Consider the following 16738-nt stretch of genomic DNA (forward strand, 5'->3'; position numbering starts at 1 on the left):
CAACTTAAACTAACCTGATATGAAAGCTAAAAGAGTAAATGCGATCCTTGCATTGTTTTTACTGACTTCATTTCAATTGTTATCAGCTCAAAACAAACCTTTAGTAAAAGAGATTAAATCAACCATGCTAAAAGCGACCCGCTTTATGGTTGAAGAAGTAAGTTATAATGGTGGATATGTGTGGAATTACACGCCTGACAGATCGCGTTGTTGGGGCGAAATGGAAGCCAAACCGACTATGATATGGACACAGGCGCCCGGAACACCATCCATGGGACAATTATTTTTGGATGCCTATCATGCAACAGGCAATGAGTATTATTATCAGGCAGCAGAAAAAGCCGCACAGGCGCTCATCAAAGGGCAACTCGATAGCGGGGGCTGGAATTACATGATCGACTTTGCAGGAGAAGAATCACTTATTGATTGGTACAACACCATTGGCAAAAATGGCTGGCGACTTGAGGAATTTCAGCATTATTACGGAAACGCAACCTTTGATGACGAAGCAACCTTTGGTCCGGCATATTTTTTATTGAGAATGTATCAGGAAAAAAATGATGCACAATTTAAGATACCACTTCAAAAGGCAATTCTTTTTGTACTCGAAAGTCAATATCCGATTGGCGGGTGGCCTCAGCGCTTTCCTTTAAACAACGACTATCAAAAAGATAATCATCCCGATTATAGTTCATTCATAACATTAAATGACGATGTTCACCGGAACAATGTTCTTTTTCTGGTTTCCTGCTTTGAACTTTTAGGCGACTCCAGCTTGCTCGAACCCATCCAAAGAGCGATGAATTGTATAATGATCTTGCAGCAAGACGCACCACAACCCGGCTGGTCGTGGCAATTTACAACAGATTTGAAACCAACCGGCGCAAGAACATATGAACCTGCCGGAATCTATTCCGGGGCAACCTATTCGTGTATCGGTTTACTGATGGACTACTATGAATTAACCGGCGAAACCAAATTTTTAACCCGTATCCCTGAAGCACTTCAGTTTCTTGAATCAATAAAATTACCGGAAGAATTTAAGGAATACTACCCCCGGGAGATATTGCCAGGTTTTGATTTGTATCCTTCGTGCGTTGAAGTTGGCACCAATAAACCACTTTATGTACATCGCTCAGGATCAAATGCCACAAGCGGAAAGTACTTCGCCGACTATAATCACCTCAACCAATGGATGCCCACATTTTCAATGAGATCGCTTAATCTGCAAAGATTAAAAGATCGTTTTGCCCATTTGAAAATGCTTAGCCCGGAAAAAGCATCAGAGAATTCGCCATTAAAAACAACTGAAAGAAAGAAACTTCCAAAATTTGTAAGTGGTACTATTCATCCGGTAATCGAACAAGATGCCCAACAGATTATAAATGACCTAAGAATTAAACCCTACTGGGAAGGAACGTTTGCTTATTCAAACCCATACATTGGCGATGGCCCTGTTCAACCTACCGAAGGCGACTTCAGTTGCACGCAGAATGGTGATAAGTATGACACATCTCCTTTCCGATTTTCCGAAGATACAAAAGGAATATCTACCAGTACGTACATTGAAAATATGTTCAGACTAATTTGCTATCTTAACCAATAAAACACTAAACATGAAACACATCACAATCGTATTTTTTTCGCTTTTCATTTCCACAGGAGTATTTTCCCAACAAAAGAGTTGGTACACACAAGGAAACTTTGAGCCAAATCTTCGTTTGGAATATACAATCGAAAATTCGTTAAATATTGATAGGGAAAATTGTCCGGCTATTATTTCGCGCGATGACTTTCCAATGCCCGATATTCATGAAATGTGGATTACCGTTGTTGACCCGATACTACCATCGGCAGATGAGCCAAGCCCGGAAATTTTAGAACGCAACGGAGGTCATCAATTGCGGAAGGAAACCAACGGCCATGTTATTTTTCATCAACTCGATGACCTTGATAAAGACGGAATATGGGATGAACTATTTTTCCAGGTGAATATTAAGGCAAAAGAAAAGAAAACCGTTTACATCTACTTTGGCGAAAACATACGGGGTTGGAACCCGCACCGCACACATGCCAACATTGGTAGTTACTGCCGCCATCAAATGCCATTCTGGGAAAGTGAAAACGTAGGATGGAAAATATGGTTTGCAAACAGTGTCGATGTGTTTGCAAAACGCAAACCGATGCTTATGTCGAACCGCCTGTACATGGAAAACCTTGATGGTTACGGGGTAGTATATGAAAATGAAGATTTTGGAAGCGATATTCAAAGTGTTGATTTTAGTTTTGGCGGTGGTGCCATTTGTTTGTTCGAATTTGCCGGTCAACCGGAAAAAATAAGTCGTCCGCGCTTTACGCCCACGCACGAAAGACTAGCGCCCAATTCGTTATGGAACGCCGGGCAAATTTCGGACACCCGTTACGCCTACGAAGTAATCAGTAATGGCCCGCTTCGATCGACCATAAAAATAAAAACCATGAACTGGGATACCGGTAATGGCTTTTACGAATACAACCAGTACTACACTGCTTATGCCGGACAAAGCTACTGCACATCGAAAGTGGTTTATACGCAATTCTTTCCCAAACAATCCGGAGTGCTCATGGGCTGCGGGATACGCAAAAAACCCGAGGAAAACTTTTTCATCCAGCAAAATGGGATGTTGCTTTCATCAGGTCCGGAAAATATTAAAGACCCTGAAAATATTGATGACCGTGATGCATGGCGCCTACCGTTCATTGGGGCTGGCTTAATTGTTAAAACCCAATACAAACCGGAGTATCATTTTATAGAAGATTTCAAAGGGAACCATACTTTTCGGGTAAGTCCCGATGCAAATAATAGTTACGAATACATGTTGCTTAATGCCTGGTCGGAAGGAGCTGTGTACAACAACCAAATTTCATTTACCGAATACGTAAAAAAATGTGAATTGGAATACAATAACCCACTGATGATTAGCCTTGTGAAGGCTGAACAGAAGTAGGAAGTTGAAACTATAATAACTACAAACTTATGAGACAAACTAAACACCTAAAAGGCTTTTTTTTTCTGATCCTTTTTTCTTTCATCATTAATATCACTTCAGCGCAAACCAAAAAACTAACAGTCCAGGCCAAGGAGTCCATGCTAAAAGCGACCCGCTTTATGGTTGAAGAAGTAAGTTATAATGGTGGATATGTATGGTACTATCTACCCGATTTTTCTCGACGTTGGGGCGAAATGGAAGCCTGCAAAACCATGATTTGGGTCCAAAATCCTGGAACCGTGACGATGGGGGATTCCTTTCTGGATGCCTACGAAACAACAGGCAATCCGTATTATTATGAAGCCGCAAAGAAAGTTGCAGCAGCTCTTATTTGGGGACAAAGCCATCAGGGTGGATGGAATTATATGATTGATTTCGGGGGCGATCGTTCTCTAAAGAAGTGGTATAACACCATTGGTAAAAATGGCTGGCGGCTCGAAGAATTTCAACATTACTATGGCAATAGCACGTTCGACGATGGGGTGACCTCCGGAGCAGCCCGATATTTGCTTCGTATGTACATGACCAAACTCGACCCCACCTATAAGCCAGCTCTCGATAAGGCGATCAATTTCATCCTTGAAAGCCAATATCCACTGGGGGGCTGGCCGCAAAGATATCCTTTGAAATTTGATTATAGTAAAAATGGAAACGCGGATTATTCATCCTATTATACGCTCAACGATGATGTGACCTGGGACAATATTCAGTTTCTGATTCAATGTTATGTACTGCTGGGAGAACAACGATTTTTAGATCCGATCAGGCGGGCAATGAATTTTTATCTTGTTGCCCAGAATGGCAGCGGTGGCTGGAGTCAACAACTAAACATGGAGTTAAAGGCTGCAAGCGCAAGGACCTATGAGCCGGCAGGTCTTTTGCCTTCGGCGACGTTTAAAAACTGCATGCTTCTTCTCAAGTTTTATGAATTTTCCGGCGAAAGAAAGTTTCTACTTGCAATTCCACCAGCTATTGAGTGGCTCGAACAAAACCAACTTCCTGAAGATCAAACGCAGGAAGGAAAATATACACATCCTGCTTTTATCGATCCCGAAACTGGTGATCCCATTTATGTGCATCGCACAGGTTCCAATGTAAAATACGGGCACTATTATACTGACCAAAATGATGAAAAGCTGCTGCGCCATTATGGTGGGAAAACCTACATTCCTCTTGATTTTTTAAAGAAGGAGTACAAAAGAATCGCTTCTTTATCGCCTGATGAAGCCATTGCGAACTCGCCACTAAATGAATCCGGAGAATATGGGATTGAGATTTTGAAAGGCTTAACGGAACAAAGAAGTATTAGAGATCGCAACGATTCATTGAAAAAACGCGTTGATGAAATTATTCAGTCGTTGGATGATAAAGGCAGATGGTTAGTAGAACACGCAATGGTAAGCAATCCGTACATTGGAGAAGGTCAGAAGATAGAGCAAACAGATGAATTTGTATCCACGATGGTTGGCGACAATTCGGATACTTCACCCTATCTTGATGAGAGTGATCAAATGTATATATCAACGCGCCAATACATTCGGAATATGAAATTACTAATGGAGTACCTTAAAAAAGAGAACTGATGAAACGCGTATCTAAAGTATCGTGTCTCTTTTTAAAGAGTTTGATTATATCATTTTTGTTGGGGGCAACATTGGTGTCTTCCGGTCAGGAAAGGATTAATTCGCTCAATGCCGATCTTCGCTTTGACGGCAACTACATTATTTACAAAGGCAATAAAATACAGCTTGGTGAGCATGCATTCTACATTGATGGACAGCTCAGTGAGAAAGAAGCAGAACGATCTCCGTTCGTTTTTAATTCGTTTACCGAAGCTGTAAATCATATTTCGAATGGAACGGAAGATGAACCAATGACTTTATATATTGCTCCCTGGGTGTATTGGATTGATGATCCTGATGATCCTGAAATTCGACTTCCAGAGGAAGGACAAAGCACGCCGTTTGGAATGGAATTGTCGTGCGAATGGCTGAAGTTTTTTGGTTTGTCTGATAATCCTTACGATGTGATTCTGGCTTCCAATCGTGGGCAAACGATGGGTGCAAAGGGAAATTTCACCATGTTCAATATTAAAGGAGATGGACTTTGTGCCGAAAATATAACTTTTGGAAACTATTGTAATATCGATTTGGTTTATTCGCTCAATCCGAAACTGAATCGAGAGAAACGTGGCTCCGCCATTGTGCAGGCACAACTCGTTTTTTCTGATGGCGACAAAGTTGTCGCTCGGAATACAAATTTCATCAGCCGACTGAATCTCGGGCCTTTTTGGGGAAGCAAGCGTACGTTGTTTGATCGTTGCCATTTTGAGTCAACCGATGATGCATTGAATGGAAGAGCGGTTTATCTGGACTGTACGTTTGATTTTCACAGCGGTAAACCTTTTTGGGGAACTTCCGGTACCGGAGCGGTTTTTCTGAATTGCGATATTACTTCTTTTACTCGTGGCAGTCAATATTTTACCAAAAGTGGAGGACAGCTTGCTGTAGTTGATACCCGTTTCCACTCCGAAACGCTTTCATCCTTGGGCTGGCGAGATCATCCTTCGTTGGAAGCACGCAATTATCAATACAATATTCGTCTAAATAATGCACCAGTTCTTCTGAGTCAACAGCATGCCTATGCAACTGTTGATATGACGAACAAACCTGTTTTGAATGCCTATCGTTTTGTACATGATGAAAAAGTCATTTACAATACTTACAACTTGCTTCGGGGAAATGATGATTGGGACCCGATGGGCGTGAAAGAATTGGTTGAAAACGCGGAGAAAGAAGATGGTCAGGATTATGCTGATTTACCGACTCAACTTATAATCAAGCCAACAAGAGATACGCTGGAAACAGGGACAGATAGCCTGACCTTAACTGCTACAATCAATAAATTTGGAAACTACGAATTAAAGGAAGATATCAATGTAAACTGGTCGGTGGCTTCTGATTTCATAGAGCTTGTTAAATTGCAGGATAAGGGCGACGGAACCTGTTTGGTGATCCCAACAAATGAAAGTGATGAAACCCGCGAAGTGGTTGTCACAGCGTCTACAAATTCCGGTCTGGAGGCTGCGTCTGTGTTATACATCACTCCATCGTTTCTTTCACCTCCTGGGTTTATTGAACTACCACAGATTCAGAATTCTGAAAAAGGGCAGTTAAACGTGAATTACGAACTGGACATGAGCTATGAAGATCAATCTTTGGTGAGTTGGTATCGATGCACTGATTCCAATGGTTCGAATCCAATTGAAGTTGCGGTTTCCCGTTTTAACACGCCGCTAAAAACTTACACCCTCACTGCGGGAGACGTAGGCTACTTTATCATGGCCAGTGTTTCGCCAAAACATTTGCGTTGCCACCCGGGTGACCCCGTGAGAACAGTCTTTCAGAAAACCATTGCAGCTGCCGATGTCACACAGAATCCAAAAGTGTTGATTCCGGATCTTGAACACCTGTCAACAGCCCATCAACCCAAAGTAATCCCCGGTTTCTGGGCGCTCGATAGTTACGCGCCTGCCGACACACACGACTTTAATTGGGAAGCAGACAACAGCAAAGATCCATGGTATTATGGCTCCGGAGTAAACGGTGCTGCTAGCGATACCGGTTTTGTGCAAGCAACAAAGGGGGCACGGATGCGTTATCAACCGGCTGGTGAAAGTTTTGGTGATATGAAGGTTCGTTTTCTTGCTGTTCCGGCAAAAACAGCGGGTCAGGGATTTAGCAGTGCCCGGGCACAATACATGGATATTGGCTTAAAAATGGATCTGAAAAAAATGAACGGTTATGCGCTGCGACTGATCAGAACGACGAAATATAGCGATGCCACCGATTTTATATTAATGAAATACGAAGATGGAGTTGCCAAAGCGATTAGCGAGCCTGTATCGGCATCATGTTACCGACCAAAATGCCTGATAAGCGCTGAAATAAAAGGCAATAAGTTAGTTGTGCATGCTGAAAACACCGGGGAGTATTTTACTGCTCACGATGGCGGTCAGGTCAAACGAGTAGTTGATATGGAAGCCGAAATTGAACCATCACCGTATGGTGGATTTAGTATTCAACATACCGGTAGCATTGGTAGTGGAGCAACTCTGATTAAAGATTTAAAAATTGAATGGTTTTAAGTAGTGCGAATAATTTAGTGTCATGTTTCGAGTCTTTAACAATTTATGATAGAAGCGAAACCGAAAATATCAAATAGGTCCGTGACCTTAGTCTATCCAACCTGACATAAAAATCGAATAAAATGAAACGAAAATCCGGAAAACTCCTATTGCTGATTCTATTTTTAATGCATGTCTTTGATCAATCAGGATTTGCTCATTTTAAAACAACTTCTGATTCTCCGATTCATATTACTTCGGATGGAAAGCTGGAGTATAAATTAAATGAAAACGGAGATCGGGTGCCCGACTTTTCTTATTGCGGATTTAATGCTTCGGAAAGTTCCATTCCTAATGTGCCTGTAAAAGTTATCGTGCCGTCATCAGAACAGGATGCAACGGTATTAATTCAGTCAGCTATTGACTATGTCTCTGATTTACCGATTGACGAAAACGGGTTTCGCGGAACAGTTTTGTTGGAAAAAGGTACTTACCGTCTGGAAGGCAGCTTGAAAATTAGAACTTCAGGTGTAGTGTTAAGAGGGAGTGGTTGTCAGGAGGACGGGACAACCTTATTAGGAGCAGGAGTTGGTCGCGAAACCTTAATTCAGGTTGTAGGGATAGATAACAAGCACGGGCTTGACACAACGGAACTGGAAAATCGCTATTTCCCGGTTAATACCAGCGAATTGTCTTTTGAAAATGGCCATTCGTTTAAAGTTGGAGACCATGTTGTTGTTAACAGACCTTCAACCCAAAAATGGATTGAAAGTATTAGTGCTGATAAAATTGGGATTTATGTGGATTACCTGCTGACTAAATGGGATGCAGGCGATTTCGATTTTAATTGGGATCGAACGGTTGTCGCTGTTACTTCAAACTCAATCCAATTAGATGCTCCATTAACCAATTCGATTGATCCTCAGTTTGGTAGCGGAAAAGTAATCAACTATGAATGGGAAGGCCGAATTAGTCATGTCGGAATTGAGAACTTGCGATGTGTTTCAGCGTTTGACGAGTCCAATAAAAAAGATGAGAATCATCGTTGGATGGCCATCACAATGGAGAATATTCAAGATGGATGGGTGCGTAGAGTCGTGGCTGAAAACTTTGTGAGCTCGGCGGTGGCAATTTGGGAAACAGCTAGCCGCATTACGGTTGAAGACTGCAAGTCGCTTTCTCCGGTTGGTGAGATCGGCAACTACAGGCGTTATGCATTTCAAACCTTAGGACAGCAAATACTTTTTCAGCGTTGTTATGCCGAATATGCCTATCATGCTTTTTCAGTAGGGTTTACGACCCCCGGACCGAATGCTTTTGTACAATGTTATTCCTATCTGCCCTACAATTTTAGTGGAGCCGTTGGTGGTTGGTCATCGGGTATTTTATTCGATAAAATGACGATTGACGGAGGAAACATCAATTTCGCCTTTCGCGATGTCGATGGGCAGGGTGGTGGATGGACCGCTGCGAACTCACTTTGCTGGCAATGCCGCGCAGCTCAAATTCATTTAGATGCTCCTCCGCAAGCTCAAAACTGGGCGTTTGCAAGCTGGGCACAGGGTTATGGCAGCGGGCATCATGAGTTACAACATACCTTCGTGAAACCGGAAAGCATTTATTATGCGCAACTGGAAGCCCGAACCGGTAAAAAGTCGGAAGAGGAGCAAAAGATATTGGTTTACGATTCCGGAGAAACAACGGCCCCAAGTCCCGAATTATCTGCAAGAAACAGTGAACGATCGAAAACTCCTGATTTGACGATGGATGGGTGGATTGACCAAATGATAGAAAAGTATCCAATTCAAAACGATGTTTCAACGGCTAAACGTTGGACAAAAAGCAACGGCGAAGAATGGAATGGTTCCAACAAACCAGCAATTTCGGCATCAATTACAAATGGATGGATTACCATTGCGGGCGAAGTTGCAACAGGAGGGAGAGACCGAACCTCGCTGTGGCGCGGGTCAACACGTCCGAGCTACGTGAAAAAAGCTATTCCAAATTTAACGCGTTTTGTTCCCGGACGATATGGAAGAGGATTAACTGATCAGATCGACACGCTGGTTTTAGATATGCAAAGGGCTGGGACGCTCGTTCTGATGCATTATCCGAGCTTATGGTACGAACGCCGTCGCGATGATCATGCCCGCACGCGAAGAGCAGATGCGGATGTCTGGGCTCCGTTTTTTGAACAACCTTTTAGCCGAAGTGGCCTTGGCGAAGCTTTCGATCGCCTGAGCAAATACGACTTGAACAAATGGAATCCCTGGTACTGGATGCGACTCAAAAGATTTGCAGATCTGGCTGATCAAAATGGCTTGCTGTTCATTCAGGAACACTACCTGCAACACAACATTATTGAAGAAGGGGCTCATTGGGTTGATTACCCATGGCGATCGGCCAATAATATCAATGAACTGGGCTTTGCTGAAAATCCGCATTATGCAGGCGATAAACGTGTTTACATGGCCGAGGAGTTTTACGATACAACACATGTGGTTCGTAAAAAATATCATAAGCAATACATCCGTAAAAGCCTCACTGAATTTAAAGACAACACGAACGTGATTCATCATTTAGGATTGGAATACACCGGTCCTTTGCATTTTGTTGAGTTTTGGCTGGATGTTATTGCGGAGTGGGAAAAGGAGAACAGCCAAGATGTGCTCGTTATGCTTCCGGGGACAAAGGATGTACAGGATGCGGTTTTAGCAGATTCGAAACGCTCAAAAATTGTCGATATTATTGATGTCATTCAATGGCAATATCGGGATGATGGTAGTTTGTATGCACCAGTAGGAGGTGTAAGTTTGGCGCCTCGTCAATACCTGAGGATTATGGATGTCGGTGAAACTTCATTTGATCAGATCTACCGTGCTGTAAGTGAATTCAGACGGTTGTATCCGTCCAAAGCGATTGTGTATTCGCGACGACATAATAAACTGGAGAATTGGGCCGTATTTATGGGAGGCGGTTCTTTCGAGACGATCCCTGTGACCGATGATTCTTTTTTGCAAAACGCCGTTGAAATGAGTCCTTTGGTGAGCAAAAAAGATGATGTTGCTCAATATGCGCTAGGCAAGAAAGGGGCAGGCTACATTGTTTATAGTAAATCTACTGATCTGCAAATTGATTTAACTGATGACTCAACGACTTATCTCGTTAATTGGGTCAATCCTCTGACAGGTGAACTACTGAAAAGTAAAACGGAGATTACAGGCGGAAAGATGATTACCTTAAAAGCTCCTTTTAAAGGGGACACTGTTTGTTGGCTGAAAATGAAATAACACATACTAAATCATCATCATGAATAGAAGAATTCAGCTTGAAAAACTAATTGTCGTTTTGATCATTATAGGCGGGTTTGCCTTAAATGTAAAAGGGCAAGCAAGATTCAATTCGCTTCCATGGCGAATGAGTACAGCATACAATAAATATCTGATGCGTGAAGTGCATCGTCAATATTCAGGTCGGGAACTCCATTTTAGAGAGGCATCTGCATCAAGGGCTTCTATGATTAAATATCGGGATGAATGTATTGAACGATACAAAAAGATTGTTGGTAATTTTCCTGAGGGGGCAGCTTTAAACGCCCAAATTATAGGAAGCTCACAGTATGATGGTTTTCGTATTGAAAAAATCATCTTTGAAAGTATTCCCAATCGATTTGTAACCGCCAATATGTATTTGCCGGACGGCGATGGCCCTTTTCCGGCGGTGGTTAAACTTTGTGGTCATGGATTGGGCGGTAAAATACCTGCATCGCAAGCAGCTATCCTTTGTGCCAGGAATGGAATTGCCACCTTGGTTGTCGATCCGATTGGTCAGGGCGAGCGAATACAGTTTGTGGATGCAGACAGCAAGGCACAAACGCGTGGTGCAACAACCGAACATACCTTGCTGAACAGTGGAGCCAATTTACTGGGGTACAGCCTGGCAGCTTATGAGTTTTGGGATAATCACAGGGCCGTGGATTACTTGGTTAGCCGCACTGATATTGACAAAAAACGGATTGGTGCATTTGGTAGTTCGGGCGGGGGCACTCAAGCCAGTTATCTGGTTGGGCTGGACGATCGTATTCAGGTGGCCACCGTTTGCAGCTACTTTTCAAAAAGAGAAAGGGTGTTGGAATTGGATGGCCCATCCGACGGATGTCAGCATACTCCATACGAAGGAAGGGAACAATTGGAAATCGCTGACTTTGTGTTGATGATGGCTCCAAAGCCGGTTCTCATTATGTCGGGAAAATATGATTTTGTTGATTACTGGGGAGCCACTCAGGCCTTTGATGAACTCAAAATGGCTTATACGGCGTTGGGAGTCCCTGAAAAAGTCAGTTTATTTACAATTGAAGGCGGGCACGGTATGCCAAAACCCAAACGTGAAGCAATGGTTAGCTGGTTTCGCCGATGGATGTTTCAGGATACAGTGGCGGTGAAAGAGGCTGATCAGCCCAATATTTCTGCGGCTGATTTACAATGCACCGTCACAGGACAAGTTATCACTTCCATCTCTGGCAATGTTTCCATTCCTGAATATCATTTAAAGTTGGCCAACGAATATGAGTCTGAGCGCCACGATTTTCTTCAGAAAGATAATGCAGAAGTCAGTCAAAAGGTAATGGAAATCCTCGGCATCAGTTTGCCCAATGAAGAAATTGAGGTGGAACAAACCGGCTTGATCAAAAATCGAAATTACGATCTGATCAAGTATCAGATTGTGCGTAAAGGGCAAATGCCTATTCCTTGCATTGTTGTTAAACCCGAAACAATAGATCCGGAAAGTCCGGTTGTTCTTTATTTGAACGAAGGGGGTAAAAATGAAATTTTGAGCGATGAAACCACCCTCAGTTCATTTGTCAATCAACATCAACTATTGATATGTGCTGACTTGCGTGGATTTGGCGAAACTACCGATCCTCTTTCTTTAAACGATACAAAATACTGGAATCGCGAATATCGAAATGCGATGATCAGCATGCATATTGGCAAGCCAATTGTTGGTCAGCGGGTAACTGATATCTTCTCATTGCTCAATTTTTGCAAATCCAACTCTTTGCTGGCTAGTCATCCGGTTCAGCTAAAAGCGAATGGAAGCTACGGACCTGCTGCTATTCATGCAACGTTTCTTGATTCACGAATTGAAAATACAGAGGTGTTTAGATCGGTGAAATCATATGTTGAATATCTTGAAAATCCAATGCAACGCGATGTTTATTCAAATGTCTTATATGGTGTTTTGAACTACTATGATTTAGCTGATTTGATTAAGCTCTCGGGTGGACGAACCAGGTTTATTGATTGAAAGACATCAGTTCCAAATCGTTATCGCCATTATTAGAAAAACAAAATAACACTAAACTTATACAAAATGAAATGGAATACACTTTTACTTCTGGTTGCTTTGATGGGAACTTGCTTTTCTTGCAGTCAGTCAGATCAAAAAGAAAAGAATGGTCAAATGGAAGAAGGGAGTTATTACGAAAATCCGGTTTTAGGAGGTGATTATCCTGATCCGTCAGTTGTTCGGGTGGGCGATGATTTTTACATGACTCATTCATCATTTGATTATTATCCGGGATTGTTAGTCTGGCATTCAACAGATCTGGTTCATTGGAAAAGAATCAGTCATGCGCTGACAGAATATGTCGGCTCCGTTTGGGCTCCGGATTTAATCGAGTATGAGGGCAAATATTATATCTACTTTCCCGCAGGTGGCACGAACTGGGTCGTTACGGCATCTTCGCCCGAAGGTCCGTGGTCCGAACCAATCGACTTAAAATTGCCGGGCTTTATTGATCCGGGGCATGTTGCCGGACTAGATGACAATCGGTATTTATATCTATCGAAGGGCTATGTTGTAAAACTGACGGATAATGGGTTGGCAACCGAGGGTGATCCGGTACATAATTATGATGGATGGGAATTTCCCGCCAGTTGGAGTACCGAGTGCTTTTGCCTGGAGTCTCCGAAATCAACGGTGAAAGATGGCTATTATCATTTAATTACAGCCGAGGGAGGAACTGCCGGTCCTGCAACTTCACACATGGTTGTTTCTGCTCGCGCCAAATCTCCTTTTGGGCCATTCGAAAATTCACCGTATAATCCAATTGTGCATACTGAAAGTCGGTCAGAAAGATGGTGGAGCCAGGGACATGGCACATTAGTTGACGATGCTGAAGGAAATTGGTGGATCATGTATCATGGCTACGAAAAGCACTTTCATACATTGGGTCGTCAAACACTGATGCTACCTATTGAATGGACTGAGGACAATTGGTTTCGAGTTCCGGAAGGTGTAAATAGTGCCGATCAAATTCAACTACCGGCCGGTGACGAATCAGCAGATGGCACAGGGTTATCTGATGATTTTAATCGTGATACACTCGGCTTACAATGGCAGTTTTTTAAGTTGTATGAGCCTGGTCGTGTTCGCTTGCTTGATGGTGAACTGGTATTGAGAGCAGCAGGTAATTCCTTTGATGAAAGTTCGCCGTTATTGGTCAATTCATCTGATCGAAAATATGAAGTTCAGGTTGAATACACGATTGATGAAGGAGTAACTGCCGGCCTTTGCTTGTTTTATAATGAGAAAGGAAATATGCGTATCGCTGTGAATGAAGATCGATTTACAGTTTATAATCAGAAGAATGCAAAAATACGAGAAGAGAACACCTTGGGGAATCATGGTTATCTGAGAGTCTTATTTGATGAAAATGAAGTCAGCTTTTATTTCAGTGCTGATGGGCAGCAATGGAACAGAGTTGAGCGTACCATTGAAGCCAGCGGTTTCAATCACAACGTGTTTGGCGAGTTTCTTAGCCTTCGTGCCGGATTATATGCATTTGGCGAAGGTCAGGTACGATTTGATAATTTTATTTATAACCAACTATAAGAGTTTGAAATATGAAAGTTGTTTTGGTTTTTCTATTAATAATTGGGAGTTTATCTTACGCATCAAAGCAGGATAAAAATGAAAAAGAGGCTTTTGACCTGCAACCTTTTCGAAGCAGCAGCGGCCATTGGTACGGTATAAAAGACAAGGGAAACATCATTAATCCGTTGCCTGACCAGAAACGGTACGATGATATTGAGATTGCAGAAATTGCTGACAATATGCTGCTTTATCAGCGTAATAACGGTGGATGGCCTAAAAATTACGATATGCAGGCTATTCTAACAGAAGAACAGAAACACCGTTTGTTGGAAACCAAGGATGAACTCCACACAACATTCGACAATGGAACGTCGTATACGCAGGTCGATTATTTGGCTAAAGTTTATACAGCAACCAAAATCAAAAAATACAAAGAGGCCTGTTTAAACGGGTTTCAATTTATTTTGGATGCGCAATACGATAATGGTGGCTGGCCTCAGTATTATCCTTTGCAAGATAATTATAGCCGCCATATTACCTTTAACGATGGTGCATACCTTGGAATTATGAACCTCTTAAAGAAGGTGGTCAATCATAACTCCAATTTCGAGTTTGTCGAAGGAGCAATGAGGGAACAGATTGAAACAGCTTATAAAAAAGGGCTTGAATGTATTTTGGATTGCCAGATTGTTGATCAGGGCAGGTTGACGGCCTGGTGCCAGCAGCATGACGAAGTGACTCTCGAACCGGCGTGGGCAAGGGCTTTTGAACCGCCATCCATTTGCAATGGTGAAAGTGTCTCGATTGTTCTTTTGCTAATGGATATTGAAAATCCGGATCAGGAAGTTATCAATGCAATTCAAGGTGCTGTAAAATGGTTTGCCGATTCTAAAATATACAATACACGTGTTGAAACATTTGAAGCCCCTGCGATGGAATCAAAATACAAAACGATTACAAAAGATCGAAGAGTGGTTCATGATCCCACTGCTCCGCCTATTTGGACACGCTATTACGAGTTGGAAACAGAGCGACCGTTGTTTTGCGACCGAAATAGTGAATTTCTTTATTCCATGGATGAGGTAAGTCGCGAACGACGTGTTGGATACGCGTGGTATATCGATGCACCACAACGTGCTTTAAACAAGTATCCGAAATGGCTTGAGCGAGTAGGAAATACCGAAAATGTGCTAGAGGAATAAATCCAGCGTGTTATTTTTAAAATAATGCGATTTATTGAGAGGAATTGATAGTTGACATTTCTCAATAGTGAATAATTAAAGTTCATCCGATTCAGGGTGAGCTTTTTTTGTGCGCTGATAATAAGGCATATAGTTGACGACAAGAAACATAATACTTGTTAACAAGTGTAACTATTTAGAACCTTGTTAAATTCACTCTATGTATGTGTAATCTGGCTTTTCCTTAATAAATTTGGAATCAATTGAAAAACCAACTTTTAAGCAATGAAAAATCAACTATCAGTACTTTTTATTTTGTTCCTTTTCAATCTTTCATGTTTTGCTCAGCAGCCAACTCAATGGCGTGAGGAAAATTCGGAAGCTAAATACCCGGCTCCTAATTTATTGGCAGAATGGCCTGCTGAAGGACCCGAAGTTCTTTGGCATTACGACGAGCTGGGCGACGGATTTTCCAGCCCTGCTTTTGCTAATGGTAAAATATATTGCACCGGCATGGAAGATGAAATTGGCTATTTAAATATTTTCAGTGAAGACGGAACCTTTCTAAAAAAGATCAAATACGGGAAAGAGTTTGATGTCAGTTATCCGGGCTCACGTCCTACACCAACCATTGTGGACAATTTGGCATACATTTCATCTGGCTACGGTGAATTGGTGTGTCTGGACTTAAATTCAGGTGAGATAAAATGGAGCAAAAAGATTGACGATGATTTTGGTTCTAAAAATCTTCGTTTTGGGTTCACTGAGTCAGTAGTTGTTGACGGCGAGAAAGTTTATTTCACACCCGGTGGAGAGGAATTCAATATGGTTGCATTGAACCGTATGAATGGAGATTTGATATGGAAAAGCGCTGGAAAAGGTAAACTTTCAGCTTATTGTACACCGAAATTGGTCAAGTTGGCTCAACGTCAGATTCTGGTGACTCACACCGGAGATCAGATTGTTGCTTTTGATACAAAGAATGGAGAGTTTTTATGGAGTTACCCTCACCCTAATCAATACAATATTCATCCAAATACGCCAATTTACGAAGACGGAGCACTTGTTTGCTTTAGCGGTTACGGACAGGGATGTGTTAAATTGTCTTTAAGTGAAGACGGCTCATCGGTTACCAAAGCATGGAGCACGGAGAAGATGGACAACCAGATGGGAGGAGCTATGATTGTTGATGGCTATGTCTACGGATCCGGTCATAAGTCACGTGGATGGTATTGTCTGGACTACCAAACAGGTGAAGAAAAATGGAATTCAACAGAAATTGGGAACGGCGTAATAATTATGGCTGCCGATAAATTCATTTTATATTCAGATCGCGGCCAACTGGCATTGGTTAATCCAAGTACTGAGAAACTGGATCTAATTTCAGAAACTAAAGTTGAGCTTGGCTCGGCACAACATTGGGCTCATCCGGTGGTGCATAACGGCATTTTGTATGTTCGGCATGGAAAATCGCTCATTGCCTATAAAATATCCGTATAGCCTTTCTGACATGTGTATTAGCT

Annotated in this window: 9 protein-coding genes; all 9 read left to right on the forward strand. The window is 42.2% G+C overall.

The window, feature by feature from the left end; translation table 11 throughout:
• Positions 1-19 precede the first annotated feature (19 nt).
• The 9 genes from ACTB00_RS01020 to ACTB00_RS01060 all read left to right on the forward strand — a co-directional run bounded on the left by ACTB00_RS01020 (position 20) and on the right by ACTB00_RS01060 (position 16715).
• The gene (locus ACTB00_RS01020) at positions 20-1606 is read left to right on the forward strand and encodes a pectate lyase (protein WP_463298087.1); all 1587 of its coding nucleotides are present in this window, start codon (positions 20-22) and stop codon (positions 1604-1606) included.
• Between the two features lie 10 nt (positions 1607-1616).
• Positions 1617-2987, forward strand: coding sequence for a DUF4861 family protein (locus tag ACTB00_RS01025; protein WP_463298088.1), 1371 nt, complete (start codon positions 1617-1619; stop codon positions 2985-2987).
• A 29-nt stretch (positions 2988-3016) separates the two neighbouring features.
• Positions 3017-4612 (forward strand): pectate lyase, encoded by a 1596-nt coding sequence (locus tag ACTB00_RS01030; protein WP_463298089.1) that lies wholly within the window; start codon positions 3017-3019, stop codon positions 4610-4612.
• Positions 4612-7176: a pectinesterase gene (locus ACTB00_RS01035; protein WP_463298090.1), complete on the forward strand. Its 2565-nt coding sequence runs from the start codon at positions 4612-4614 to the stop codon at positions 7174-7176. The genes ACTB00_RS01030 and ACTB00_RS01035 overlap by 1 nt, the downstream gene beginning before the upstream one ends.
• Positions 7177-7298: 122 nt before the next feature.
• Entirely contained in the window at positions 7299-10445 is a 3147-nt protein-coding gene (locus ACTB00_RS01040; RefSeq protein ID WP_463298091.1) for a DUF6298 domain-containing protein, read from the forward strand.
• A 19-nt stretch (positions 10446-10464) separates the two neighbouring features.
• Positions 10465-12462: an alpha/beta hydrolase family protein gene (locus ACTB00_RS01045; protein ID WP_463298092.1), complete on the forward strand. Its 1998-nt coding sequence runs from the start codon at positions 10465-10467 to the stop codon at positions 12460-12462.
• A 66-nt stretch (positions 12463-12528) separates the two neighbouring features.
• Positions 12529-14052, forward strand: coding sequence for a family 43 glycosylhydrolase (locus tag ACTB00_RS01050; RefSeq protein ID WP_463298093.1), 1524 nt, complete (start codon positions 12529-12531; stop codon positions 14050-14052).
• Positions 14053-14063: 11 nt separating this feature from the next.
• Positions 14064-15236 (forward strand): pectate lyase, encoded by a 1173-nt coding sequence (gene pelA, locus ACTB00_RS01055; RefSeq protein WP_463298094.1) that lies wholly within the window; start codon positions 14064-14066, stop codon positions 15234-15236.
• A 264-nt stretch (positions 15237-15500) separates the two neighbouring features.
• Positions 15501-16715 (forward strand): outer membrane protein assembly factor BamB family protein, encoded by a 1215-nt coding sequence (locus ACTB00_RS01060; protein WP_463298095.1) that lies wholly within the window; start codon positions 15501-15503, stop codon positions 16713-16715.
• Positions 16716-16738 lie beyond the last annotated feature (23 nt).

Source organism: Sunxiuqinia sp. (assembly GCF_055140945.1).